The 24,914-nt window shown below is 40.4% G+C and carries 24 protein-coding genes; 13 read left to right on the top strand and 11 right to left on the bottom strand.

The features are described 5' to 3' along the window. Nucleotides 1–6 precede the first annotated feature (6 nt). A complete protein-coding gene (locus ACTCIM_RS06635; protein WP_464279269.1) occupies nucleotides 7–408 on the bottom strand; it encodes a DUF3783 domain-containing protein in 402 nt (133 codons plus the stop codon). Nucleotides 409–509: 101 nt separating this feature from the next. Between ACTCIM_RS06635 and ACTCIM_RS06630 the strand changes: the two genes are divergently transcribed. From ACTCIM_RS06630 to ACTCIM_RS06610, 5 genes are read left to right on the top strand one after another with little or no spacing between them, the layout of a single operon-like run. After that, a complete protein-coding gene (locus ACTCIM_RS06630; protein WP_472314601.1) occupies nucleotides 510–2,750 on the top strand; it encodes a vitamin B12-dependent ribonucleotide reductase in 2,241 nt (746 codons plus the stop codon). 4 nt (nucleotides 2,751–2,754) lie between these two features. Further along, nucleotides 2,755–4,047: a GAF domain-containing sensor histidine kinase gene (locus ACTCIM_RS06625; RefSeq protein ID WP_472314599.1), complete on the top strand. Its 1,293-nt coding sequence runs from the start codon at nucleotides 2,755–2,757 to the stop codon at nucleotides 4,045–4,047. Continuing rightward, on the top strand, nucleotides 4,037–5,251 hold the full coding sequence (locus ACTCIM_RS06620; RefSeq protein ID WP_472314598.1) for a tetratricopeptide repeat protein: 1,215 nt from the start codon (nucleotides 4,037–4,039) through the stop codon (nucleotides 5,249–5,251). Before ACTCIM_RS06625 ends, ACTCIM_RS06620 begins: the two co-directional genes overlap by 11 nt. Beyond that, complete coding sequence (gene ftsE, locus ACTCIM_RS06615; RefSeq protein ID WP_472314596.1) at nucleotides 5,244–5,906, top strand: cell division ATP-binding protein FtsE; 663 nt, start codon at nucleotides 5,244–5,246, stop codon at nucleotides 5,904–5,906. The genes ACTCIM_RS06620 and ftsE overlap by 8 nt, the downstream gene beginning before the upstream one ends. Further along, nucleotides 5,906–6,754, top strand: a complete 849-nt coding sequence (locus tag ACTCIM_RS06610) for a cell division protein FtsX (protein ID WP_464279273.1) — start codon at nucleotides 5,906–5,908, stop codon at nucleotides 6,752–6,754. Before ftsE ends, ACTCIM_RS06610 begins: the two co-directional genes overlap by 1 nt. A gap of 23 nt (nucleotides 6,755–6,777) precedes the next feature. Here the strand turns inward: ACTCIM_RS06610 and feoB are convergent, their stop codons facing one another. Beyond that, on the bottom strand, nucleotides 6,778–8,949 hold the full coding sequence (gene feoB, locus ACTCIM_RS06605) for a ferrous iron transport protein B (protein ID WP_472314594.1): 2,172 nt from the start codon (nucleotides 8,947–8,949) through the stop codon (nucleotides 6,778–6,780). After that, a complete protein-coding gene (locus ACTCIM_RS06600; RefSeq protein WP_464279274.1) occupies nucleotides 8,942–9,175 on the bottom strand; it encodes a FeoA family protein in 234 nt (77 codons plus the stop codon). Before ACTCIM_RS06600 ends, feoB begins: the two co-directional genes overlap by 8 nt. Nucleotides 9,176–9,307: 132 nt before the next feature. On the opposite strand from ACTCIM_RS06600, the gene ACTCIM_RS06595 reads away from it, so the two are divergent. From ACTCIM_RS06595 to ACTCIM_RS06585, 3 genes are read left to right on the top strand one after another with little or no spacing between them, the layout of a single operon-like run. Beyond that, entirely contained in the window at nucleotides 9,308–10,342 is a 1,035-nt protein-coding gene (locus tag ACTCIM_RS06595; RefSeq protein ID WP_472314593.1) for a tRNA(5-methylaminomethyl-2-thiouridylate) methyltransferase, read from the top strand. A 1-nt stretch (nucleotide 10,343) separates the two neighbouring features. Then, the gene (locus ACTCIM_RS06590; RefSeq protein ID WP_472314591.1) at nucleotides 10,344–11,264 is read left to right on the top strand and encodes a calcium/sodium antiporter; all 921 of its coding nucleotides are present in this window, start codon (nucleotides 10,344–10,346) and stop codon (nucleotides 11,262–11,264) included. Continuing rightward, nucleotides 11,261–12,034 carry a precorrin-6A/cobalt-precorrin-6A reductase gene (locus tag ACTCIM_RS06585; protein WP_464279278.1) on the top strand — a complete coding sequence of 258 codons (774 nt, stop codon included), beginning with the start codon at nucleotides 11,261–11,263 and terminating at the stop codon, nucleotides 12,032–12,034. Before ACTCIM_RS06590 ends, ACTCIM_RS06585 begins: the two co-directional genes overlap by 4 nt. On the opposite strand, the gene ACTCIM_RS06580 is transcribed toward ACTCIM_RS06585, so the two are convergent. The 5 genes from ACTCIM_RS06580 to ACTCIM_RS06560 all read right to left on the bottom strand — a co-directional run bounded on the left by ACTCIM_RS06580 (nucleotide 12,012) and on the right by ACTCIM_RS06560 (nucleotide 17,813). Beyond that, nucleotides 12,012–13,973, bottom strand: a complete 1,962-nt coding sequence (locus ACTCIM_RS06580; protein ID WP_472314588.1) for a bacteriohemerythrin — start codon at nucleotides 13,971–13,973, stop codon at nucleotides 12,012–12,014. The genes ACTCIM_RS06585 and ACTCIM_RS06580 overlap by 23 nt on opposite strands. Before the next feature lie 84 nt (nucleotides 13,974–14,057). Next, nucleotides 14,058–15,680 carry a sensor domain-containing diguanylate cyclase gene (locus ACTCIM_RS06575; RefSeq protein WP_472314586.1) on the bottom strand — a complete coding sequence of 541 codons (1,623 nt, stop codon included), beginning with the start codon at nucleotides 15,678–15,680 and terminating at the stop codon, nucleotides 14,058–14,060. 139 nt (nucleotides 15,681–15,819) lie between these two features. Continuing rightward, entirely contained in the window at nucleotides 15,820–16,542 is a 723-nt protein-coding gene (locus tag ACTCIM_RS06570) for a hypothetical protein (protein WP_029969160.1), read from the bottom strand. A 28-nt stretch (nucleotides 16,543–16,570) separates the two neighbouring features. Beyond that, nucleotides 16,571–17,509: a membrane protein gene (locus ACTCIM_RS06565; RefSeq protein ID WP_029969161.1), complete on the bottom strand. Its 939-nt coding sequence runs from the start codon at nucleotides 17,507–17,509 to the stop codon at nucleotides 16,571–16,573. Nucleotides 17,510–17,567: 58 nt separating this feature from the next. Continuing rightward, complete coding sequence (locus ACTCIM_RS06560) at nucleotides 17,568–17,813, bottom strand: hypothetical protein (protein WP_029969163.1); 246 nt, start codon at nucleotides 17,811–17,813, stop codon at nucleotides 17,568–17,570. A gap of 274 nt (nucleotides 17,814–18,087) precedes the next feature. Here ACTCIM_RS06560 and ACTCIM_RS06555 point away from each other — a divergent pair, with 274 nt between their 5' ends. From ACTCIM_RS06555 to ACTCIM_RS06540, 4 genes are read left to right on the top strand one after another with little or no spacing between them, the layout of a single operon-like run. Continuing rightward, entirely contained in the window at nucleotides 18,088–18,660 is a 573-nt protein-coding gene (locus ACTCIM_RS06555) for an NAD(P)H-dependent oxidoreductase (RefSeq protein WP_029969168.1), read from the top strand. An 11-nt stretch (nucleotides 18,661–18,671) separates the two neighbouring features. Continuing rightward, nucleotides 18,672–19,790 (top strand): alanine racemase, encoded by a 1,119-nt coding sequence (gene alr, locus ACTCIM_RS06550; RefSeq protein WP_472314584.1) that lies wholly within the window; start codon nucleotides 18,672–18,674, stop codon nucleotides 19,788–19,790. Between the two features lie 2 nt (nucleotides 19,791–19,792). Continuing rightward, nucleotides 19,793–20,056 (top strand): hypothetical protein, encoded by a 264-nt coding sequence (locus ACTCIM_RS06545; protein WP_464279283.1) that lies wholly within the window; start codon nucleotides 19,793–19,795, stop codon nucleotides 20,054–20,056. Further along, complete coding sequence (locus ACTCIM_RS06540; RefSeq protein WP_472314582.1) at nucleotides 20,053–21,720, top strand: radical SAM protein; 1,668 nt, start codon at nucleotides 20,053–20,055, stop codon at nucleotides 21,718–21,720. Before ACTCIM_RS06545 ends, ACTCIM_RS06540 begins: the two co-directional genes overlap by 4 nt. Nucleotide 21,721: 1 nt before the next feature. Here ACTCIM_RS06540 and ACTCIM_RS06535 read toward each other — a convergent pair whose 3' ends face one another. Beyond that, complete coding sequence (locus tag ACTCIM_RS06535) at nucleotides 21,722–22,297, bottom strand: flavodoxin family protein (protein ID WP_464279286.1); 576 nt, start codon at nucleotides 22,295–22,297, stop codon at nucleotides 21,722–21,724. Between the two features lie 63 nt (nucleotides 22,298–22,360). On the opposite strand from ACTCIM_RS06535, the gene ACTCIM_RS06530 reads away from it, so the two are divergent. Then, complete coding sequence (locus tag ACTCIM_RS06530) at nucleotides 22,361–23,083, top strand: SagB/ThcOx family dehydrogenase (RefSeq protein ID WP_472314581.1); 723 nt, start codon at nucleotides 22,361–22,363, stop codon at nucleotides 23,081–23,083. A 54-nt stretch (nucleotides 23,084–23,137) separates the two neighbouring features. On the opposite strand, the gene ACTCIM_RS06525 is transcribed toward ACTCIM_RS06530, so the two are convergent. Both ACTCIM_RS06525 and ACTCIM_RS06520 read right to left on the bottom strand, forming a co-directional pair. Continuing rightward, on the bottom strand, nucleotides 23,138–23,479 hold the full coding sequence (locus ACTCIM_RS06525; RefSeq protein WP_029969181.1) for a P-II family nitrogen regulator: 342 nt from the start codon (nucleotides 23,477–23,479) through the stop codon (nucleotides 23,138–23,140). Between the two features lie 21 nt (nucleotides 23,480–23,500). After that, nucleotides 23,501–24,847 (bottom strand): ammonium transporter, encoded by a 1,347-nt coding sequence (locus ACTCIM_RS06520; RefSeq protein WP_464279288.1) that lies wholly within the window; start codon nucleotides 24,845–24,847, stop codon nucleotides 23,501–23,503. Nucleotides 24,848–24,914 lie beyond the last annotated feature (67 nt).

Below are 24,914 nucleotides of genomic sequence, written 5' to 3'. Positions count from 1 at the left end.
AAACTTCTAACCTTGAAATTTAGCTCTTTCCTCTAAGAGGTGTTTTAAGAGGTAAGCTAAAGTCCATTCCCAGGAATGAGGAGTGTAAACGGCAAAAAGCGGCTGTCCTAATCCTAGACTTGGCCATTTTTGTAAAAGCAGGTGTAAATCTTTTTCCTTGATTCCCCCTAAAATAACTGCAGGTGGGAGTTTTTCCGTATCTGTAAGGTCCAGGTTTTCTTGGTTTACAATGTCTTTTATGAGTTCACTTTTATGTTTTAAGCCTACCCCTAAAGTTTGGAGCCCAAATTCTTGGAAAAACTGGGAAAGTTGAGGCAATTTAGCAGGAGCAAAACCGCAGACCAGGGCCTTGGCTGGTCCAAAAACTTTCTTTTCTCCCTTGCTTATTTTACTCATTTGGCCTTTCATGGCTTAACTCCTCGTTTTTAGAGTATTTTAAGATTTTCTTGTCCTTGGGTGCAAAGTAAGCTAACTTACCCCGGAAGTAAATCGTGCAAAGGGGTATCTAGATGAAAAAAATCAAAATGCCAAAGGATTTAGTGGAACCACAAGTAAATGAGAATGCCAAAATAGTTCTTTCCAAACGCTATTTAAGAAAGGGGCTGGATGGAGAGCCTGTTGAAGATATTAAGGGCCTTTTCTGGAGAGTGGCTTCAGCCATTGCCCTGGAAGAAGAAAAATATACCAACTCGCCTTACAAAGTAAAAGAATTAGCCCGAATTTTTTATGATTTAATGGTTTCTTTTCGCTTTTTACCTAACTCTCCTACTCTGATGAATGCAGGTACAGACTTGGGACAACTGGCTGCTTGTTTTGTCTTGCCTGTTGGGGATTCCATGGAAGAAATTTTTGATGCCCTTAAGTATGCTGCCCTTATCCATAAGTCTGGTGGAGGGACAGGTTTTTCCTTTTCCAGGCTTAGACCTAAAGACAGCAGAGTGGGCTCTACCGGGGGAGTGGCTTCTGGTCCTCTTTCCTTTATGAAGATTTTCAATACTGCTACAGAGCAGGTAAAACAGGGTGGTACCAGGCGTGGCGCCAATATGGGGATTCTTAGAATAGATCACCCTGATATTTTGGATTTTATTCGGGCCAAAGAAAGGGATGGAGATTTAAACAACTTTAACCTTTCTGTTGGTCTGACTGAAAAGTTTATGCAGGCTGTGGAAGATGATTTGGAGTATGAGCTTGTTGCCCCTCATACAGGAGAGGTCAAAGGCAAACTTAGAGCCAGGGAAGTCTTTTCCCTTTTAGTTCAAAAGGCCTGGGAAAGTGGCGACCCAGGAATTATTTTCCTGGATAGAATTAATCGGGACAACCCCACTCCCAGGCAGGGAGAAATAGAAAGTACAAACCCCTGCGGAGAGCAGCCTTTGCTTCCCTATGAAGCCTGTAATCTGGGCTCTATCAATCTGTCTAAGTTTTATCTTCCAGACAAGCAGGATATTGACTGGGAAGGCTTAAAGGAAACAATACATCTAAGTGTGCGCTTTTTAGACAATGTCATTGATGCTTCTAAGTATCCCCTTGAGCAGATTAGTGAAAAGGTGCGTTTAAATCGAAAAATTGGTCTGGGAGTAATGGGTTGGGCTGATTTGCTTTTTCAGTTAAAAATTCCTTATAATAGTCAAAAGGCCTTGAATCTTGCTGAGAAAATGATGAAATTTATTCAAAGTGAATCCAAAGCTGCTTCTAAGCAATTAGCTTTAGAAAGAGGACCTTTTCCTGCCTATGAGGAATCTGTGTATAAGGAAAAGAACTTAGGCCCCTATCGCAATGCCACTACTACCACTATTGCTCCCACTGGCACCTTGTCCATTATTGCAGGCTGTTCTTCTGGCATAGAGCCTTTATTTGCCCTTTCCTTTGTGCGCAAAGTAATGGATGGAGAAACCCTGGTGGAAGTAAATCCTTACTTTGAAGCTGCAATGAAAGAGGCAGGTAGTTATAGTCCCAAACTTATGGAAGAAGTAGCCAAAAAAGGCTCTATTCAGCATCTGGACTTTATTGATAAAGAACTAAAAGATATTTTTGTTACAGCCATGGATATTGAGCCCGAATATCATTTAAAAATGCAGGCTGCCTTTCAAAAATATACCGATAATGCTGTATCCAAGACTGTAAATTTGCCCAATTCTGCCACTCAAGAAGACATCTGGCATATTTATTGGCTGGCTTATGAACTGGGTTGTAAGGGAGTTACTGTTTATAGGGATGGATGTAAAAGTTCTCAGGTGCTTTGCACAGGGGAAGGAGAAACAAAAAAAGATAAAGGGGAGACAAAGACTTCTCAGGTAAAAGATAGACCAGAGGTTATTTATGGTTTTACCCAGAAGGTGCAAACTGGACTGGGCACCCTTTATTTGACCGTAAATGAAGTGGATGGAAAGCCCTTTGAGGTCTTTGCCACCATAGGTAGGTCTGGCCGCTCCATTACGGCCAAGGCTGAGGCCATTGGCCGTTTAGTTTCCCTTGCCTTGCGTTCTGGCATAGAGGTGAGAGAAATTGTCAAACAGTTAAAAGGCATAGGAGGAGAGCATCCTGTTTTTCAGAAAAAAGGTCTTTTGCTTTCTATCCCTGATGCTGTGGCCTGGGTGCTGGAAAATAGATACCTCAGGGGAGAAAAGATTAATCCTGATGCAAGGGCCAATGATTTAAATAGGCCTACCTGTCCAGAGTGTGGTCAAGAACTTACCTTTCAGGAAGGTTGCTTTTTGTGTACAGAGTGTGGCTATACCAAATGTGGGTAGATAAATGGATTTTAAGGCTGAACTTGGTTTTTTAAGACGAATTATTTATTTTTTAACAGACACCAAGTATTCCTTGAGTGAAAAAATGCAGGCCAGTCTGGTCTTGATTCTGGAGAAAATCAAGGCCAGACAGGGCTCAATTATGTTGAAAACCAGGAAAAAAAACAAAGCCAAAATTGTTGCTTCCACCAATCCTAAAATCTTGAATTTGGAAGTGGACATTGACCCTGAGACCATTTCTGGACATGTATTTACCACTGGAGAAAGTGTTTACTTTAAAGATGTGAAACGCTCTGTGCGTTTTAAGGATAAAATTAGAAAGGGAAGCTATGACACCAGTTCTCTTATGTGTGTGCCCTTGCAGGGAAAGTGGGGAGTGGTGGGAGTTATAAATGTTTCTGACCACAAGGAGCAAAATTTCTTTTACCAGTCTGATTTTAACTTGCTCAAGGATTATGCCTCCTTGCTTTCTCCTTTAATAGAAAATTCCTGTCTTTTTCATCAACTGGAAGAGGAAAAAGAAAAGCTGGAAAGTCTTTCTGAACGACTCAAACTAAAACAAAAGGAACTGGAACTCACTTATACAGAAAGAAGTGAACTGGTGCAGATGGTGGTGCATGATTTTAAAAGTCCTCTGGCTGCCATTATTTCTAACCTGGACCTCTTAAAATACATTGGGCTTAGTGAAGAAATGAAGCCCGTAGTAGAAACAGCCCTGAAAGGGGCCCAGGAGCTCCTGACCATGATTGATGAATTTCTGCAGGTAGCTAGGTTGGATGACTGGAAGAATAAAAAGGTAAAGCTGGGGCCTGTAGCTTTAAAACCCATTGTAGAGCGTATTGTGGAAGAGCTTTCTCCCCTGGCCAGGGAAAAGGAGATAAAAGTTTCCTTACTCAGCCAGGAGGATGTATTGCTTTTTGCAGAAGAAAATTTGCTTCAGCACTTGATTCAAAATCTTTTTTCCAATGCCTTAAAGTACACTCCTGCTCAAGGAGAGGTCAAAATATCCTGGGAAGTGAGACAGTCCAGAAGAAAGTCAGATCGTTTTCCATTCTTTTTGATTTTTTGTGTCCAGGATACAGGACCAGGGGTGCCTGATGAGTTAAAACAAAAGATTTTTGACCGCTTTCAGCGTTTACAAAGGGATAAAAAGATAGAAGGCACAGGAATTGGCTTGTTTATTTGTAATCGTATTGTCAATATGTTGGAAGGCAAGATCTGGGTGGAAGATGCTAAACCCAGGGGAAGTAAGTTTTGCTTTACCTGTTATGTAACAGGAGAGGAAAATGCTGGATAAAAGTTTGCCCGTGTTAGTGGTGGATGACATTCAGGCTGCAAGAGCTACCATTGTCAATATTTTAAAAGTTCTTGGCTTTAAACAAATTTTGGAAGCAGCCAATGGTGAAGAAGCCAGAGAAATTATTTTAGCCCAGGGCAATAAAATGCAACTGGTTATTTCAGATTGGAAGATGCCCTATATGGATGGCCTGGAACTTTTGCGCTGGATAAGAAGAGAGGAAAAGTTTAAACATTTACCTTTTATTTTTGTTACCTCCAAGGGAGAAAAAGAAGATATTGCTCTGGCTTCAGATGAAGGTATTGAAGGCTATTTGTTAAAACCGGTAACTATTGACGCCGTGATTGAGAAGATAGAAGGTTTAAATAACCCCAATAGTCCCTCGGTTATAGTTAAAAAATGTCTGCAAGAAGTGGAAAAGTTGAGTAAAGAAAAAAAATTAGAAGAAGCCCTAAACTTTTTGCAAGACTGTAGTAAGGACTATCCAGAATTATTGGCGCGTTTTAGTTATGAAAGTGCCAAGATATGTTTAAAACTAAAGAAATTAAGTGATGCCAAAAGTTATTTGCGTGAAGCCTTAAAAGAAAGCTCTCTTATGCTCAAGGCCTGGACTGCCCTGGCCAGGGTTTACCTGGAAGAAAGGGATTATACCCTGGCTACAGAAGCCCTAAAACGAGCTTTAGAAATAAGTCCTAACTCTACAGATAACCTATTTTTTATGGGTAAACTCTATCTCCTGCAGGAAGAAGTGTATAAGGCTAAGGATTATTTTACCATGGCCCTTAATTCAGACCCAGAAAATGAGGACTTAAAGCAAAGAATCTGGAATTTATACCTGGAACTGGACTTAGTAGAAGAGGTAATGCGGGATTTTGGCCCTCTTCTTTTTGAATCTTTGACTGTGGATACCTTAAATAATTTAGCAGTTTCCTTTAGAAAAAAAGGCAAAGTGCAAGAGGCAGTAAAGGCCTATAGGCAGGCTTTGAAGAAAGAGCCAGAAAATGAAAAAGTGCATTACAATATCGCTGTAGCCTATCTAAATCTGGCTCAAAGAGAAAAGTCTTTAAAACACTTACATAAGGCCATTGAAATCAATCCAGAATTCACTCAAGCTCAGGATTTATTGAGTAAAATCTTATCTGCAACTAAAGAAAAAAAAGAAGATAAAGAAGACAAGGAAGAAAAAGAAAATAAAAGTGATTAAGCTAAAAAGGGTTTCTTATAGCTTTGGGCGCAATTGGGCTTTAAAGGATATTTCCTTTACTCTGGAAAAGGGAGATTTTCTTTTTGTTACAGGCCATTCTGGAGCTGGTAAAACCACTTTATTAAAGATTTTACATGGCGACTTGGTCCCCAAAGGAGGGGAGATAGAGGTAGCTGGCTATAATTTGCGTCAACTTAAAAGAAAAGAACTTTGTTTGCTCAAAAGAGAAGTAAGTATTGTTTTGCAGGATTTTAAAATTTTACTTGGCCGTAGTGTTTTTGACAATGTGGCTTTGCCCTTGAAAATCAGAGGCTTGCCTAAGGTGCAGATCCAAAAGAGAGTAAGGGCAGTGTTGCGTAGCTTAAATCTTTTTCCTAAGGCAGATGTTCCCTGCATAGAGCTTTCAGGGGGTGAACAGCAGCGCGTGGCCATTGCCAGGGCTATGGTGGTGAATCCCAAACTACTTTTGGCAGATGAGCCTACTGGTAATTTAGATAGAGAACTGGCCTTTCACCTTTTGAATGTTTTTAATCAGTTTAATTTGCACGGTACTACCATTGTTATGGCCACTCATAATGAAGAGCTGGTAAACAGTAAAAGAGATGCTAAGATTATCTATCTTAAAGAAGGAATGATTAAAGGGACCAATTTTTGATGTATAGTTTTCTAGAAGATATAAAGGAAAACAAGTCTCTCTCCTGTTTTGTTTTTCTAAATTCTCTGTTTTTTTCCCTGCTTTTTTTAATTATTCTTTTATTTTATTATAATGGCAAATTGTGGTATAAGGACATAAAGAACATAAAAATTAATATTATCTGGAATAATAATGAAAGCCTGGAGTCCATAAATAAAAATATTCAATTTATCTTGGACAAATTTTCTTTAAATTTTGTAGAAAATATAGATAGGAACAAAATTAAAAATACTTTGCTTAAAAATGTAGAGATAAAGGAAGATATCTTAAGTGAAGTTGACTTTCCTTACACCAGTGTTTTTAGTTTTGTTTATAGTCAGGAAAATCTAAATTCTTTAGAGAACATTATATCTAAGCTTAGGTCTTTACCTGCGGTAAGAGGAGTTGTTTACAGTGAGTTAAAGGTTTCCTGGTTGAAAAACTGGAATGTGTTGGTGGGAGTGGTGTTGACCCCTCTGTTGTTTTTTGTCCTGGTCATGATTTTTATGCTCGTATTTTGGTCTGTAAGGTTGCTTTTATTTAGCAAAGAAAAGGAAATAGAGATTTTATATTTAGTTGGCGCCAGTGATTTTTATATTTTAAAACCTCTTTTACGGCTTTCAGTTTTTATTTTGTTTCTCTCTGGGAGCCTGGCACTTGGGTTTTTAAATCTAGCTTATGTTTATCTGAAAGATGTCTTTAATAGTTTTGGTCTGGAATTGTTTTTTTTACCTTCCAATTATATCCTTTTTTATTTTGGCTTAAATCTTTTGTTAGCTCTTACTTCTTCCTATTTTGCCCACTTTTCCCTGCGTAAACTTTTTACTTAAAAGAAGGGGGTTACCCCCTTCTTTTAAAGTGTGAGCAAATTGTAGCTTAAAGAAGCTAAAGCAAAAGCAACCAGAGTGTTGAAAACAAGGGCAAAAAGTGCCCATTTCCAGGAAGTTTCTCTGGCAATGGTGACAATGGTGACCATGCAAGGTGCATAGAGCAAAACAAAGATAATCAGAGAGATGGCTTTGGCTTTGTCCCAGGTGGGGTCTTTGGCCAGTTTTTGAGCTAAGGGAGTGGCCTCTTCCACTTCCACTTCTCCCAAAGAATAGGCAGTGCCTAGGGTGGAGATGATTACTTCTTTGGCTGCAAAACCACCCACTAACGCTATGTTGGTCTTCCAGTCAAAGCCGGCCAGGGAAGTTATTTTTTCCAGAGATTTACCTATTCTTCCAGCCAGGGAATAAGTAAGTTTGGCCTGAGCCAGTTCAAAGGCCAGTTTTTCTTTTTCTGAGAGCAGTTTTTCCTTTTCCACGGGATTGGTCTTAAGAGTGTTTTCTATGGTTTCAATCTGGTTCAAATAAACAGCCTGTTTTTCTTGAGGTAGTTGAGGAAAGGTCATCATGGCCCAGATTAGGATGGAGATGGCCAGAATAACAGTACCTGCCTTTTTTAGATACATCCAGGTTTTTTCATAGGAATGGATAAAGAGTCCTTGCCAGGTGGGTAGCCGATAGGGGGGAAGTTCCATAACAAAGGGAGTGGCTGGTCCTTTGATTAAGGTGGAGCGTAAGAATTTGGCCACGACTAAGGCGACCACCCAACCTGTTAAGGAAATGAGAAATAGAGCCAGAGCCTTTTGTTGAGGGAAAAATACGCCGGTAAGCAGAATGAAAACTGGTAGCTTAGCCCCGCAGGTCATAAATGGAGCAGTTAGGATGGTGGCAAGTTTTTCCTTGGGACTGCGAAGCGTTCTGGCAGCCATTACCCCAGGTACAGCACATCCTCCAGCAATACCGCCAGAGATAATAAAGGGCATAATGGAGCAACCATGCAAACCAAAAATTCTAAATACCCTGTCCAGCATATAAGCTACCCTGGCCATATAGCCTGAGTCTTCCAAAAAGGATAAAAACAAAAACATAATGGCAATAAGGGGGACAAAACCCACAACTCCACCCACTCCATCGATTATTCCTGAAATAACCAGAGACTTTAAAAGACCAGGAGGCAGGAGTTTGTCTGCTGTTTCTCCTAAAAAGGTAAAAAATCCTTCCACCCAGGCTAGAGGATACTCTCCAAGCCAGAAGGTAAGTTTGTAAACTGTATAGAGCACCAAAAGCATTATAATAGGCCCTAAAAACTTATGGGTAAGGACTTTGTCTATTTTATCTGAGAGTAAGATTCTTTGCCTGTGGGTATCTTTCTGGACCACATCTTTTAGTACAGAGGAGATAAAGCCATAGCGATAGTCAGCAATTATTGCCTCTGGATAGGTATTTAAGGTTTTTTCACAGTGAGCACTTACTTCCAGGTAAATAGCATTTAGCTTTTTATAGAGATCTGGAGCTTCCTTTAAGAGAATAGACTTGATTTCTTCGTCATTTTCCAAAATTTTTAAAGCCAACCACCTGGGAGGATATTTATCCAATTTGAACTTACTTTCTACAATGAGTTGGCTCATCTTTTCCAGAACAGGGTCTAAGTCTGGACCATAGGAAATCTGCAGGGGAGTCCAGGATTTTGGGTTTTGGCTTTGCTCTATAATGGTTTGAATGAGCATTTTTTTCCCTAGCCCATAGCGAGCTACAGTTTCCACCACTGGAACCTTTAATCTTTTGCTGAGTAAAGAAGTGTTTATGGTAAGACCTTGGGCCCTTACTTCGTCCATCATGTTTAAGGCCAGGATAAGAGGAGATCCCAGTTCCAGTATTTGAATGGCTAGGAAGAGATTTCTCTCTAAAGAGTTAGCATTGATTACATCTACCACCACATTAGGGCTTTCTTCCAGGATAAAGTTTCTGGCAACTAACTCTTCTTGAGAGTAGGCCGTAAGGGAGTAAGTACCTGGAAGATCTACAAAATGAATATCTGCTTCCTCTGTTTTCAGCCTGCCTTCTTTTTTTTCCACAGTAATGCCTGGATAGTTGCCTACCTGCTGCCTAGAGCCTGTCAGGGAGTTGAAAAGGGTGGTTTTACCAGAGTTAGGATTGCCTGCCAGGGCTACAGTAATTAATTGTTTCTTTTTATCCATCTAATTCCTCCACCAGGATATAATCTGCTTCATTATTGCGTAAGGTGAGAGTAAATCCCTTTAAGCGCAGGGCCACAGGGTCTTTTAAGGGCGCTCTACCCACCACCTGGATTTCCACTCCAGGCAAAAGTCCCATATCTCTAATTCTTCTGCCCAGCTCTCCTCTAGCCTTTATTTCTTTGATTATTGCCCTTTGATTAACCTGCAGAGTTCTTAAGGATTTCAAGTTGCTCCTCCTTGTATTTTTAAGTTGCAAACACTTCTTAATGGCTTGGGTTTAAATGTCAAGAAAAAAATTTGGTAAGCCTAACTTTTTTCTTCTTGCCTCTTAAGGGGAAATCTGGCACTTGCCCTGCTTATGGAGAAATATGATGGCTTGGCCCTGTTTTCAGGTGGTTTAGATAGCCTTTTGGCTATTAAGCTACTGGAAAAACAAGGATTAAAGATTTTAGGCTTGCACTTTTATTCCCCCTTTTTTGGAGCCAGGGACAAGGTAGAAAAGTGGCAAGAGGAATATGGTTTAAAGCTTTTGGCCTTAGACATTGGGCAGGAATATTTAAAAATGTTTTTAGGAAGGCCTAAATATGGGCTGGGTAAAGTTTTAAACCCTTGTATTGATTGTAAGATTTTAATGTTGAAAAAGGCAAAAGAACTATTAACTCCATTTGGAGCCAAATTTTTGGTTTCAGGCGAAGTGCTAGGCCAGCGTCCCATGTCTCAGCGCAGAGACACTTTACCCCTTATTCCCAGGGAAGCAGGAGTTGAAGGTATTTTAGTAAGGCCCCTTACTGCTTTAAACTTAAAGCCCACTGAGGTAGAGCAAAGTGGACTTGTCCAGAGGGAGAAACTTTTGGGCATAAAGGGGAGAGGAAGAAAAGAGCAGTTGGCTCTGGCTAGAGAGTTTGGTCTTACCTCTATCCCTTCTCCTGCAGGGGGGTGCCTTTTGACTGATCTGGAGATGGGCAAGCGCTATACATCTCTTTTAAAGTATGTAAAGGAGCCTGAACTTAGGTATTTTGACCTGGCTCTTTGGGGAAGGCATTTTTGGTGGAATAATTATTGGCTGATTATTGGACGCAATAAAGCAGATAACGATAAACTTATAAAATTAGCCCAGGATGAATACTTGTTGCGTTTGGCAGATTATCCCGGGCCCATAGCCCTAGGGGTTTATCCTAAGAGCTGGCCCCAGGAAATTTTGCGTCAGGCAGCTTCCTTTTTAGTTCATTTTGCTCCCAAGGCCCTGAGAAGTGAAGAAAAGCATTTGGCCATAAAAGTGGTGAAAAAAGAGGAAAGTTTTGTGCTGGAAGTTTCTAAAGAGCCCAGAGAGGTTTTTAAGTGGCAGGAACCCGGGTGGCAAGAAGAAGTTAAAAGGGAACTTATAGGTAAGTAGAGTGGTAGTCTGGGATGTATTAAGTGTTTTTTTAGGGCTTGTTTTTTTGTGGAAAGGCGCTGACAACCTGGTGGATTCTTCAGCCAAGATTGCCTATTCTTTGGGACTATCTCCTTTACTTATTGGCCTTACAGTGGTTGCCTTTGGTACTTCTGCTCCTGAGTTTGTGGTAACCATAAGTGCTGCTTTTAAACACCAGGCAGATATCAGTGTATCCAATGTAATTGGTTCCAATATCTTTAATCTGGGTTTTATTTTAGGCGGGGTAGCCTTACTTAAAGGAGTAAAAACTTCTCCCAAACTGGTATATAGGGACGGCCTGGTTTTATTGCTGGCTGTAATTAGTATTTGTTTTTTCCTTTGGGATTTAAAGTTTGTCTGGTGGGAGGCATTAACCCTTTTTCTGGGCTTATTTGTTTATCTTTTTTTTCTTTTTGGAAAGCGTGAAAAAATAGAAGTGGACTTAAAGCTGGGTAAAGCCACCTGGAAAGACTATCTAACCCTGGTTATAAGCCTTCTGGTGGTGATTTTAGGAGGACATTTTTTAGTAGAAGGGGCAGTGGGTATTGCCAGGTACCTGGGGGTGTCAGAATGGGTTATTGGGGTGACCATTGTGGCTGCTGGCACTTCTGCGCCTGAGTTTGCCACTTCGCTGGTGGCAGCCTTAAAAGGAGAGCATGAACTTTCTGCTGGAAACTTACTTGGGAGCGATATTTTTAATCTTTTGGGAGTGCTGGGCTTGGCTGGACTTTTGCAACCTTTAGAAGTAAGTGCGCATGCCCATAGCAGTACCTTGATGCTGGTAGGTATGGTAGGGCTGGTACTGGTTTTTATGCGTACGGGCTGGCGGTTATCCAGAATGGAAGGGTTCTTTTTATTGATTTTAAATCTGTTACGCTGGGCCAAGGACTTTTTGACATGAGTAAAATTTTAATTTTAGGCGGGACAGAAGAAAGCAGAGAAGCTGTTTTCTGGGCGGATAAATTGGGTTTAGAGCCCATTCTTTCTACCCTTACTTCCTGGGAATTGAAGTTGCCCTTTCCTGTGGAGAGAATAACCGGGCCTTTGACTAAAGATAGTTTTTTGGCCTTTCTCAGGCAGGAAGGTATTCTGGCTGTGGTGGATGCAACCCATCCCTTTGCTTGTGAGATTAGCAAGCTGGCCTGGGAAGTATGTACTCTTTGTTCTTTGCCTTTGTTTTCCTATCTTAGGCCGCAGGCAGATTTTAGCGGTCTGGAAGTAATGAGAGTGGATAGTCATCTGGAAGCCAGAGAAAAGCTCTGGCAGTTAAAGAAAAGCTTTCTTTTAACTGTGGGTATAAAAAATCTGGCGCAGTATTTACCCCTTTTGCAAAAAGAAGAGGTTGATTTTTATCTTAAGGTTTTACCTCAAAGTTTTGCCCAGGCTAAAGCCTTAGGCATTCCGGAAAAAAGAATTTTAGCTTTACCACCCTTTTTAAAGGCCAGGTCCTGGCAGGAACTTTTGGACCAATTGGGGGTGAAAGTGGTAGTTAGTAAAGATGTTGGGCACAGTATTAGCTTTCAGGAAAAACTTTTCGGATGCAGATTAAGTGAGGTAAAGCTACTTTTAATCAATAGGCCCCAAAAAACAACAGGCAGGGTTTTTTATTCCCTGCCTGAATTAATGCAAGCTGTAAAAAGAAAGGTCTCTAGTCTATGTTGTGCTCTTTAAAGAAGGGAGCATACTTTTTGTCTGTAAATCCTATGTGATTGGTTAACCAGTCTTTTAAAAAGTTTAAGAGTTCATCAGCTATAGAATAGTCTCCTTCTTCTACCTTTTTAACAAAGTCTTGCACCTGCTCTACCAGGCGCTTATGAATGGTTTTATGTTCTTGCTCCTGAGGGTATTTAAACTGGTTAAAGAGCTTTTCTTCATAACCAAAGTGATAAACCGTGTAGTCTACCAGTTCCTTTAAGATTTTTTTGCTCGCCTGTTTTTCTCCTTTACTTAAGGCCCTGGCCAACTCGTTAATTAGTGCCACCAGTTTTTGATGTTGTTTATCAATACTGGAAATACCCAAGCTAAGAGAGCTATTCCAGGGCATAAACTCTGTTTCTTCTCCCAGAGCTTCTGATTCCAGATATAACCACTTATCCAGCAATTCTAAAGTGGTATTTAAATAAGGAGTTATTTCGTTTTTTAGATAGTTGAGAATAACGAGCGGTTTTTCCTGGTTCTGGATGTATTCTTTTAACTTTATGGCTGCAGTGTGCATCTTTTCGTGGGCAGGTAGCAATTTTTCCAGAAGTTCTTTTACTTCTCTAGTTTGAGGTGTATAGTTGGCTAAAAATTTTCCCAGAGCGCACTTGGTGGGGTCAGTTTCCACCTGAGGCGGAGTATTGGTGACAAGTCCCTTGAGTACTCCATTTACCCAGACCAGGTTCTTAAAGAGAATATCTCTTATCTGACAGCTTTTATCTATGCATAAACTTAAATCACTGGCTAGAGCAGGGTTGATACTTATCTTGCTTAAGATAAGGTTGTTGGATTTGTTTAAGCGTTCTATGGACCTCTGAATAATGGTTACCTGAGGTAAAATTTCCACAAAATCTCTGGCAAACTGCAGGAGATTTTCTGAGCTTTCTTTAACCTTTTGGGCAGCTTCTGTGGTTCTACGCACATTGGTGGTAATATCTGCCATGGTTACAGTCTGTTCTTCAGTGGCACTGGCAATGGTATTGGCCAGGTCATTTACCTCTTTTACCTTTTGAGTAATAGATTCCACTGAAGCCACACTGGCCTCGATGTCTTTTTGGATTTCTTCAATCATGGTGGTGATTTCTTCAGTGGCATTGGCTGTTTGTTTGGCCAGCTCTTTTACTTCATTGGCTACCACGGCAAAACCTTTGCCAGCCTCTCCTGCCCTGGCTGCTTCAATGGTGGCGTTTAATGCTAAAAGATTGGTCTGGGAGGCAATATTTCTGATTACAGCAATAACCTCTCCAATGTTTTTGGAACTCTCAGCTAATTTTTGGATGTTTGCAGAAGTGGTAAGGGCTTCTTGCTGAGTGTTAGCTGCCATTTCTGCTGTTTTGGCTACAGATTCTGCGATTTCAGTTGTGGCTGTGGACATGTCCTGCATGGAGGTGTAAATGGCTTCTGCATCCTGCTGGGATTGAGTGGCCATTGCATCCACTTCGTGAGCTATTTCTTCTGTATGACTTACCTGTAAGTTTATCTGTTCGCTAAATTTATTAATGAAGTTTTTTACTTCGGTTAGAATTTTATTTTGATCTTCTAGAGAATTTAGTATGCCTGTAATAAAGGATAACATGGAATTAAAATTCTTTTCTATATCTTTGCTATCCAGATTGTCTAGTTTTAAAGTGCGTTGAAACCTACCTTTGCTTACTTCTTTTAAAATAGATAAAAGTTTTTCTTTTTCCTGATCAATAGAAATTGACTCTTTTTTTAAGTCTAAAGACAAATTATCTCCTTCTTTTTTATAAAGAATAAGGAGTAGAATTAAAGTAAAAACTCCAAAACCAATAGACAGGTAAGAATAAAAATTGTTAGTTTGAATAGATAAATAGGTACTAATTCCAATGGTAATAAACAAAAAGGTTATAGCAACTAAGAATAAAACCTTACTCCCCTTTGCCTTAGACATGTACATTCTCCTTTTTTAGAAAAATATCATTGGTTTCGTTTATTGTAAAAGTTTTTAAATATTAAAGTCAAGTTAAAAAAATATTTAATTTACTTCTCCCCGGGCCTGATTTTTTCCTGCCTTTTTGGCTTGGTAGAGGTATTTGTCTACTCTTTTTATAAGCTCTTCTACAGTCTCTCCGGTTTTAATTTGGGCAAAGCCCAGGCTAATGGTAACAGGTTGCTTAAACCCAAAGTCATACTTGGCCACCAGATGACATAATTTTTCTGCCAGGTTTTTTATTTGAGAGAGTGTGGTGTTGGGTGCTACGAGCAAAAACTCTTCTCCTCCCCATCGGCCAAAAAGGTCTATTTTACGAATATTATTTTTTACTAGAGAAGCCACTTCTTTTAGCACCTTATCTCCTGCTTTGTGTCCGAAGTTGTCATTGATGCTTTTGAAGTTATCAATATCAAAGAGAATGAGGGAAAATTTTTGCTGGTAGCGTAAAAACTTTTCGTATTCATTATTCAAAGCTTCTTCTATTTTTTTTCGATTAAATATTCCTGTTAAGAAATCATAAGAAGCAATTTTTTGTAATTCGATGTTTTTAATTTTTATCTTGGTATAAGCCCTTTCTAATTTTTTTTGCTCTATATAAAGGGCAGTATCAGTTATTTTTTCTATTGACCTGGCAATTTCTCCTATTTCATTGTTGGGCATTTTGAGATTAGAGGAAGGATTTTTCTTTTTTACTATCTCTTCTATACGCCTTTTTAGAATTTTTATTGGTTCTATAAATTTTTTAAACCATATCACTATAGTTATATAAGCAGAAAGTATAAGGGTTAAATTCAAAACTAAAAAATAAATCCCTATTTTTTTCAGAATAGGAATTACAAGGTCCTTTTTTTCTACAGCAGTAAAGATTAGCCAGCGGGTGAGTGGATCCTGGCTTACATAGGCTATTTTGGTTTTACCCTGGTATTGATACTCAAAAAAGGTATTGGCCAGAGGGGGCTGGTTGAGGTTGATTAATTGTAAAAGATTGGTTCCAACTATTTTTTGATTGGGGTGAACAATGAGCTTACCTTTTGCAGTAGTAACATAGCTGTAGGTAGACTTATAGGGAGTTTTATTGTCCTGAAGTAAATTGCTAATATATCTACTATGACTATCTATAGCCACAACTCCAGTAAAGCCATGTTGAGGACTTTCCAGTATTTTTACAGTAGATAAAATCCATTCTTTACTTTTTGCTTCTTTGTATAGTAGGCCAACTACCATTTTATTCCTGGCCGGATTGTTCATAACAGCCCTGTACCAGGGCCTTTTAGTTAAATCAAAACCGTCTGGAGGGGTGTAATTATTTATGGCTAAAATCTTGTTAGTATATCCAGAATAAATATAGTGAATGTGTTCATTGGCTTCTTCAAAATCATTGTATAATTTCAAAACCTCAGACCTTTCTTGCTCTGATAAGTAAGGATATTCAATAACTTTTCTGTTTTTGGAAAGTATTTTTATGCTATCAACAATTTCTTTAAAGTATCCCTGGATAAATATGCGTATGCTTTTATTACTTTCCTGTAAGAATAATTTAGCATTTTTTAGTTCGCTTTGATAAAGAATATAACCTGAGATAAGAGATATAATGGAGATAAGGAGAAAGGTTTGAATGATAGTGTATTTGATTATTTGCTTTTTTAAGGAATTGCTGGTGGGCATAAATTTTAATTTAGGTAATTAAAATTTAAATTGCAAGGGGGAAGCTTATTTTTATTTATTCTAGGAAGTTAGGCGGTTAAAAAAAGAAAAGCCCGGGTTTTAATTTTTAAAAGGCAAAATTAAAACCCGGGCTATGTTTTTAGTTGGTCTTTTTAGGTGGGGAAATAATGGGTAGTTTGTAGGTCATCAATTCCCCTTGCAAGGTTCTTACAGTGATGAGCACTTCTTGAATGTCCTTTTCTCCAGGCAGATAGATATAGCCCATTTTAGTCATTAGAGGTGGGATGGGGTCTTCTTTCCAGGCATAGGTAGTAATTTCTTCCTGCACGATTTTTTGGAGTTTCCTTTCTGCATCTGGTACAGAGCTTACTCCCAGGGCTGTGCCCCCAATTGCTCCGCCTACTGCAGCTCCAGCTACAGGATTGTCCCCACCCAGGGCAGCCAGGATAGCGCCTAAACCTGCTCCAATTATGGCGCCAAAGCCACCAGATTTAAGGGCATTTTTGGTGGTTTGTTTAAAGGTTTCAGAGGCAAAGACCAGGCGTACTGCTTCCTGGTTGGTATAGGGTAAAAATTCTCCCTGAGTAGAGGAAATACCGTGTACTTCTTCTCGTAGGACATAAGGGCTTTTTTCGCTTTTGTTTTTAAAAACCAGAAGTACGGGAAGTAAACCTGCTTTGGTGTAGTTTAATCCCTGTCCCTGGTATTCATAGCGCAGGGCAGCTATTTCCCAGTGGGGAGTAATAATGCTGCCTTCCACTTTGGCTGGGTTGACCACCTGTCTTGGCTGAGGCAAAGGATGGGTGGCCATACAGGCTGTAAGTAAAAAAAGACTCAGTAAACTTAAAAGGATTTTTTGCATGGAGAGCTCCTTTTTTAAGGTTGTGGGTTTAAAAAAAAGAATAATACAGAAACAGAGCCAGGGCAAGACTAACAACCCTAAGGCTTTGATTAAAAAGGATAAGTAGAGCAGCTGTTTGAGGTTTGTAAATGCCTGCATAGTAGGGAAACTGGTGTCTAATGGCCCTTATGGGTGAGGAGAGGATATTTCCTATCATAAGGGCAAGTACAATCTCTTTTACACTCAGGGCCCTGGCTTCCAGTAAAGCCCCGGCTGCAGCCACTCCAGCGCTGAATTCTGCTGCCATCTGCAAAACCACCACGCTCAAGGCCTTGGCTGGAAACCAGGTTAAAAACTTGAGCATAAAGCTCATTTTTTGCTCCAGCCAGTGAAAAAAGTTATAATGGGCTAGCACCTTAAATAAGGTATAAATGGGCAGGGTATAGAGAAGGATTTTTTTGAACCTTTTTTGAAAGCGTTTCCAGGTCTTTTTTAGAATAGTTTTAAAATTCATCTTTTCTTCGGTGAGGTGGCAGGAAAGGCATATGTCTTCAGGTTTGGGTAGAATAAACCTGGCAATAAAGACAATAAGTATGGTTCTAAAAAAAGCTGCTCCCACAGTTAAAGAAAAGTAGGGATAAGTGGCCTCTTTGATAAAGGGAGCAATAATAAAAAAGGTGGTGGGTAAGTGTAAAAAATAGGTGGGTAGGGAATTAAAGAGATTGGAGAGGATAAGTTCTTTGCGGCCAAGTTTTCCCTGTTCATAGGCTTCTGCCAGCATGGTGTTGGCACTTATACCTGAAAAAAAGGCAAGGGAAAAACTGGCTCCAGAAATGTCCTTTAGATGTCCCAATTTTATCAGAGGATAGGCTAACTTGGCCAAAAAACGAGTCCAGTTTAGCCCTTCAATGAGATTGCCAATAAAGACTCCCAGGGAGACATAAAAGATAAGCTTAACCAAGGGGAAAATAAAAGTAGTTACTTCCATGCTACAATAAAAAAAGGAGAGGCTTTAAAAGGCCTCTCCTGGGTTTAAGTAAGGTTTTTTAGCTGTGTTTGGTCTTTTGCCATTCTGTGGCTGGACGCAGGATAAAGTTTTCTCCTATCGTAGATATTACCTGGTGGGCTTTTAGTTCAGTAATACTTTCCGTAAGTTTTTCTTCTGGAGCGAGCCAGCGGGGTTTTATATTTTCCATGGTCAGGGGTTTATCTTCGCTTTGGAGGGCTGCTAAAATTAAATAGAGGGAAGTACCATCAATACTTAGTCCCAGATTAAATATTTTTTGTTCCATAAATTACTCCTAAAACCTTTTTAATTTAGTTAAGTTATAAACTTTTAGGCCTCTGCCTGGAAAATAACCCGGGTCTAGTAAAAAAGATAAAACCAGGTTATCTTCTTTTGATATTCTAAGCAGGAAAGGGCAGGTTGTAAATACAAAGGCAGAGGATAAGAAAGAGTAAGAGGAATTTACCTTTTTTTCCTCCTTGAGTTTGCCTGAGCTATTGTTTAGCATTGAGTCCTGGGGTGAGGTAATTTTTGTGAGGAATGAAAAAGGAGGTAGACAAATGAAGGTAGTGGCTTTTAACGGTAGTCCTCGTAAAGATGGTAATACCTTTGAATTATTAAATATTGTTTTGCAGGAACTGGAAAAAGAAGGCATTTCCACAGAGCTTATTCAGGTAGGCAAGCAAAAGGTAAGAGGATGTATAGCCTGTTATAAGTGTTTTAAGAAAAAAAATAAAAGATGTAGTATAGATGATTTTATCAATGAATGCATTGCCAAAATGGTAGAAGCAGATGGCATTTTGCTGGGTTCGCCTACTTACTTTTGTAATGTAAGCACAGAGATGAAAGCCCTAATTGACAGGGCAGGTATGGTCTCCAGAGCCAATGACGATATGTTTAAGAGAAAGGTTGGAGCAGCAGTGGTTGCTGTACGCAGGGCCGGAGCTATTCCTGTATTTCAGGCCCTAAATACCTTTTTTACCTTTGCCCAGATGATTATTCCAGGCTCCAGTTATTGGAATTTGGGAGTGGGGCGAGAGAAAAAAGAGGTCTTAAAGGATGAGGAAGGAATAAGAACCATGCAGGTACTGGGTCAGAATATGGCCTGGCTGTTAAAGAAGCTGGCAAAGTAAAGGGTAGAGAGATGTCTATCTGGTATAACTTGCTCCAGGTTGAGATTGACCTTAAAAAACTAACCAGAAATTATCTCTTTTTTAAAAAAAGGGCCTTAAATCCCATTCCAGTAATTAAGGCAGATGCCTATGGCCACGGGCTGGTGCCTGTGGCCCTTTCTTTTGCTAGGGCAGGGGCCAAGGCCTTTGCTGTGGGCAGTGTAGAAGAGGCTGTGGTTTTAAGGTTAGCTCCCTTTGAAGGGGAGATTATCTCCCTTTTAGGTCCTGTTTTTCCCAGGGATTACGAGCTTATTTTAGAAGAGCAAATTATTCCCTTTGTTTACAATTTTGAACAATTGTTGCGTTTACAAGAACTGGCTGCCAGGGAAAAAAAGCAGGTAGCTCTGGCCTTAAAATACGATACAGGTATGGCCAGATTGGGGTTTAAGCCAGAAGATTCAGAAAAAATTCTGGAAATAATTAGAGCCAGTCAGTGGCTAAAACCCATATATCTTGCCTCTCATTTGGCCAGTGCTGATGTCCTGGGGAGTTCTTTTGTCAGGGAGCAAAAAAATATTTTTGAAGGGGTGGCTGAGTTCTGGCAAAAACAGGGCTTTTACTTGCAAAAGACCCTGGCCAATTCTGCCGGGATACTGGCCTATCCAGAGCTTCATTATGAGGTGCAAAGGCCGGGTATTGGGCTTTATGGAAGCAATCCCTTTTATGGGACCAGGCTTGAGCCCCTGGGAGAGGGGTTAGAAAGTGGTATGAGCGTTAAGGCACCCATTTTACACCTCCATACCTTAAAAAAAGGTCAGAGTGTAAGTTATGGCCAGACCTTTGTTGCTCCTAGGGATTTAACCGTGGCAGTGGTAGGAGTGGGCTATGCTGACAATTATTCCAGACGCCTTTCCAATAGGGGCTGGGTATGTATAAAGGATAAGAGGTGTCCTGTTTTAGGTCGGGTTTGCATGCAGATGATTGTGGTGGATATAAGTAATGTCCCTGGAGTGGAGCCTGGAGAATGGGCTTATCTTTTGGGTGGCCCGGGAAGAAACAAAATTTTGCCAGAAGAATTGGCGAAGTGGTGGCAGACCATTACCTATGAGGTCTTTTGTTTACTTGGTCAAAATCCAAGGACTTATGTTTAGGGATGGGCTATTTGCTTATTGTAGGTCCCAAGCTCAAAGACAGGGACTTTGAGACCAGAGAAAAGTATAGGGAAAAGATACGAGAAAAGTTAAGTCATTTGGGCATTGTTTTGCAGGAATATGTTTGGATTTGGGATAGGAAAAATTGGCTGAAACTGGTCGTGGGCAAATATGAAAAGGCAGAAGATAGTGTTTACTTACAGAGATTTTTGCAAAAAAATGGCTTTAAAACTGAGTTTTTAGAAAATCCAGACTGGGAAAAATGAAAAAGGTTTTATTGGTTTATCCTCCCTGTTTTTATGCCAGGCCCCAGGATGAAGACCATCTGGTGATGCCCATAGGCCTTTATTATCTGGGTGCTTTTCTTAAGGAAAAGGGTTTTGAGGTTAGCTTGCTTAATGGGCACGAACTGGAGCTAAGTCCTCAAGCTGTAGAAAAGGTTTTAAGAAGAGAACTGCCAGATGTGGTGGGGTTTTCAGCTTTTAATGCCAACAGGGTCAATGTGTTAAAATGGGCCAGATGGGTAAAGGAGTTTTTGCCCTCTGCGCATATTGTGGTGGGAGGAGTGGCAGCCACTTTTATGAGTGAATACTTTTTGGCTCATTCAGAAGTTGACTTTGTAATCAGGGGGGAAGGTGAGCTTACTTTTTTAAACCTATTAAAGGCGCTGGAAGATAAGCAGGACTTAAGGCAAATAAAAGGACTTGCCTTTAAGCAAGAAGGCAAAATTATTATAACTCCAGAGGCCGAGTTTATTGAAGATTTGGATTCTTTGCCCAATCCAGCCAGGTATTTTACCTATAATCATGTGTTATTGGGAAGGGGATGTCCTTATAACTGCGTTTTTTGTGCTTCACCTAAGTTTTGGCAGAGAAAGGTCCGCTTTCATTCTGCAGATTATTTTGTAGAGCAATTGAAGCTTTTAAAGGCAAAGGGGGTAAACTTCTTTTATTTTTCTGATGACACCTTTACTTTAAAAAAAGATCTGGTTCTAAGCGTTTGTGAAAAGATTAAAAAGGAAAAGTTAAATATTAACTGGTTTGCCATTTCCAGGGTAGATGCTCTGGATGAAGAAATAGTAAAAGCCATGCGGTTGGCTGGATGTATTCAAATAAGCTTTGGCATTGAAAGTGGAGATGAAGATATCCGGAAAAAACTAAATAAAAATATAACCCTGGAGGATGCCAGAGAGGCGTTTGAACTATGTAAAAAATATTCCATTTTACCCAGGGCCTATTTTATCTATGGAAATCCAGGGGAAAGTGAAAAGAGTATAGATAGGAGTATTGAATTTATAGAAAAGACAAAGCCCCTTAATGCCATTTTTTATGTCTTACATGTGTTTCCTGGGACCAAACTCTACGAACAATTGTGGCAGCAAGGCAAGATAGATGCTTCAGTGTGGGAAAAGGAAGGAGAAGACTTACTCTATTTTGAAGTGGATAAGCAACTAGAGGCGCAAGAGGTTCTTGGCTGGGGACAAAAACTGAAAAATTATTTTTATGGCAACCTGGGGAGATATGTTCTGGAAACCCGGGTTGAGCAGCAGGATAAAAGTTTTTTCCCCTATCATGCTGATTTTTATTCCAGGTTGGGCATGACCTTTAGTCATGGAGATTATGCCAAGCGCAAGGAAGTAAAAGACTCCTTGCAAGTAGCCTGGGAGCTTTTTGTCAGGTCTTTAGAGTTTCAGGTAAATGAGCGAGCCTTTTTAGGCCTGGCTATTTTGGCTCAGAAAAGAGGGGATTATCATACGGCCAAGGTGCTGGGAGAAAAGGGCTTAGCCTATTTCCCCCAGAGCAAGCACTTAAGAATTTGTCTGGGGGTAAGTTTGCTTAATCTGGGCCAAAAAGAAAAGGCCAGAGAGTGTTTTCTACCTTACGCCTCAGAAGATGAAGTAGCCAGAAGTTATCTTGAGCAGTGCGTGTAGTTTAAGGCAAAAGTTTGTTGGCCAGTTCTTTGGCCTGGTCAAAGATCTCTGGATAGCTTTCTATATCTCCTTTGGCATAAGGTCCACATACCCGTAAAAGATGGGAGTGGGTAAAGCCCAGCCAGTTAAAGAAGTAACTATAACGAGGATAGATATCAGCGAAAAGTTTTTCCTTGGGATGTCCCTGTACAAGGATAAAAACTAGATGTTTCCCAGGTTGCAAGCGGGTTTTGACTTCTTTGTTGGTGGCATAATCTGGTCTTAGGAAGGAAAAGGTTCTGTCTATAAAAGCCTTTAGCTGGGCTGATACTTCGCCAAAATACACGGGTGAGGCCAGTACCAAAAGGTCTGAGTCAGCTACTTTTTGTAACACAGGTTTTAGGTCGTCTTCGCCAATGCAGTGCTCCAGCCTGGTTTTGCAGGCAAAGCAGGCCTGGCAGCCCTTGTAGGTGAGGCCATTTAAGTGATAGGTGCTTACTTCTGCGCCTTTGGCCTGCAAGAGGGAAGTGAAAAAGTCGGCTAAAGTAGAGCTATTGCCTTTTCTTCTGGGACTTCCTAAAAGGGAAACTACTTTCATTTTTAAGCTCCTTAAAAAACTCTTATTTTAAATTAGATAAAGAAAAAGCCAAGGAGTGTAAATATGCCTGATTTAAAAAAATCTTGGGGCTGGCAATACTGGCAAAAAACAAAGTTTAAAAGAGAAGAGCTTCCCTTCTGGGAGCCTTTGCGAATTGGCCCGGAAAAAAAGAAGACAGAAGACCAGGTAGCAGAAATTTTTCTTCCTGCACCGCAACAGGACGACTTTTTAGAATTAGTAAAAAAGAGGAGGTCTCAAAGAAGGTTTAAAGATGAGTTTGTAGACTTAAAAACCCTTAGTTATCTCCTTTATGCTGGGTATGGAGTAAGTGGGAGAGCAGGATTTTATGCCTTAAAAACTGCTCCTTCTGCTGGAGCACTTTATCCCTGTCAGCTTTATGTGGTGGCCAGAAAGGTGAGCGACCTGGAGCCTGGAGTGTACTTTTTTGAACCAGAGAAATTTAAACTGGAACAGAAAAGAGAAGGAGATTTTTCTTCAAACCTGGCTAAAGCCTGTCTGGACCAGGGTTTTGTGGGCAAGGCTGCCTTTAATATTGTCCTTAGTGCAGTTTTTAGAAGGAATATGATTAAATACGGCCATAGAGGGCTCAGGTATATTTTGCTGGATGCCGGGCATATTGCGCAAAATATTTTGCTTGCAGCAACTCACCTGGGATTGGGTGCCTGCCCAGTGGCAGCTTTTTTTGATGAAGAGGTAGATAATATTTTGCAAATAAATGGAGAAGAAGAAAGTACTCTTTATTTGTTGAGTGTAGGTAAAAGTTAAAGCCAGGATTTTGGTCCTGGCTTTAACCGAGAAGAGAGACTTTTAGGGGAGGTGTTAGCCCATAGCTTGAGGTCCTGTTTCTTCAGTTCGAATGCGTAAGGCCTCAGCTATTTCCAGCACAAAGATTACGCCATCTCCTTCTTTGCCAGTATAAGCCCCTTCCTGGATGGCTTTTAAGCAGGGTTGGACAAAGTCTTCATTAACCCCAATTTCCAGGCGAACCTTTTTGAGAAGGTTTACTTCTTTTAAAACTCCTCGGTAAGTTTCGGTAAACCCCTTTTGCCTGCCACTACCCAAAACATTGGTAACAGACATGTTGTATATTTTAGCAGCGTAAAGTTTTTCTTTTACGTCATTTAATTTTTCTGGCCGAATGTAAGCTATAACTAGTTTCATAAGACTGTACTCCTTTTGGCTTTATTCAGTAGTAAAAATCTGAAAGCTGGGATAGGCTTCCATTCCGTGTTCCTCGATATCCAGGCCCTTAATTTCCTCTTCCTTGCTTACTCGAATGCCCATGCTTTTCTTAAGCAAACCAAAGAGTATTAAGCCGCAACCAAAAGCCCAGAGAAAACCACTGGCCACACCAATAAATTGAGTGACAACCAGTTTAAAGCTTCCACCATAGAAAACCCCGGTTGCATCGCCAAACCCTGGAGCAGCAAAGAAACCCACAGCCAGGGTTCCAAAGGCTCCACACACGCCATGTACAGAAACTGCACCCACTGGGTCATCTATTTTTAGTTTTTTATCCAAAAATTCCACAGAAATCACACATAATATTCCAGCCATAAGACCTATGAGGATTGAACCTACAGGTGATACTTCATAACAGCCAGCAGTAATACCCACCAAACCAGCTAGGGCTCCATTTAAGCTAAAGGAGACATCAGGCTTGCCAAATCTTAGCCAGGCAGCAAGCATGGCCCCAATTACACCTGCAGCTGCAGCCAAGTTGGTGTTTACAGCAATATAGCCAATAGTCCCATCCACGCTAGTGGTGCTTCCAGGGTTAAAACCAAACCAGCCAAACCAGAGGATAAAAACCCCTAAACCAGCTAAGGGAATGTTGTGTCCTGGAATGGCCTTAGATGTTCCGTCTGGAGTATATTTCCCAGTCCTGGGCCCTAAAAGAAGAGCACCAGCTAAAGCCAACCAACCGCCAATGGAATGGACCACTGTGGAACCAGCAAAGTCAATAAAACCAAGGCCTTCTAACCAGCCAGAACCCTCATCTCCCAGGAGCAGACTTCCCCAGGCCCAGTGCCCAAAAAGGGGATAGATAAGGGCACTGACCACTATGGAAACAATGACATAAGCAGGAAACTTCATGCGCTCAGCCACGCCTCCAGAGACGATTGTGGAAGCTGTAGCGCAAAATACACACTGGAAAAACCAGAAGGTAAGTATCCAGGCACCACCACTGGCAAAATTAACTCCTTTTAGACCAAAGAGAGAAGTTCCAACAATTCCACCCACATCTGTTCCAAACATAAGCCCAAACCCCAGAAGAAAAAACAAAATAGAACCAAAGGCAAAATCAATAAGATTTTTCATCAGGATATTGCCAGCGTTTTTGGCTCTGGTAAAACCAACCTCTACCATGGCAAAGCCAGCTTGCATAAACATAACCAAAATGGCTGCCAACAAAGTCCAGAGAATATTGGCCCTGTCCTGGGTTAAAAAACTGTCTTCAGCCCAGGCTAGAGAAGGACTACTTAAGATTAAGACTAAAAATAAAAACCATCCTGCTTTTTTAAACACTCTCCACCTCCTGATTTAAATATTGCTTATTTTCTTAAAAGCAATAAAAGGGCCAGGAGTATAACTT

The organism is Desulfonauticus sp. (genome assembly GCF_055126295.1).
This window is presented reverse-complemented; position numbering and strand designations above follow the sequence as displayed.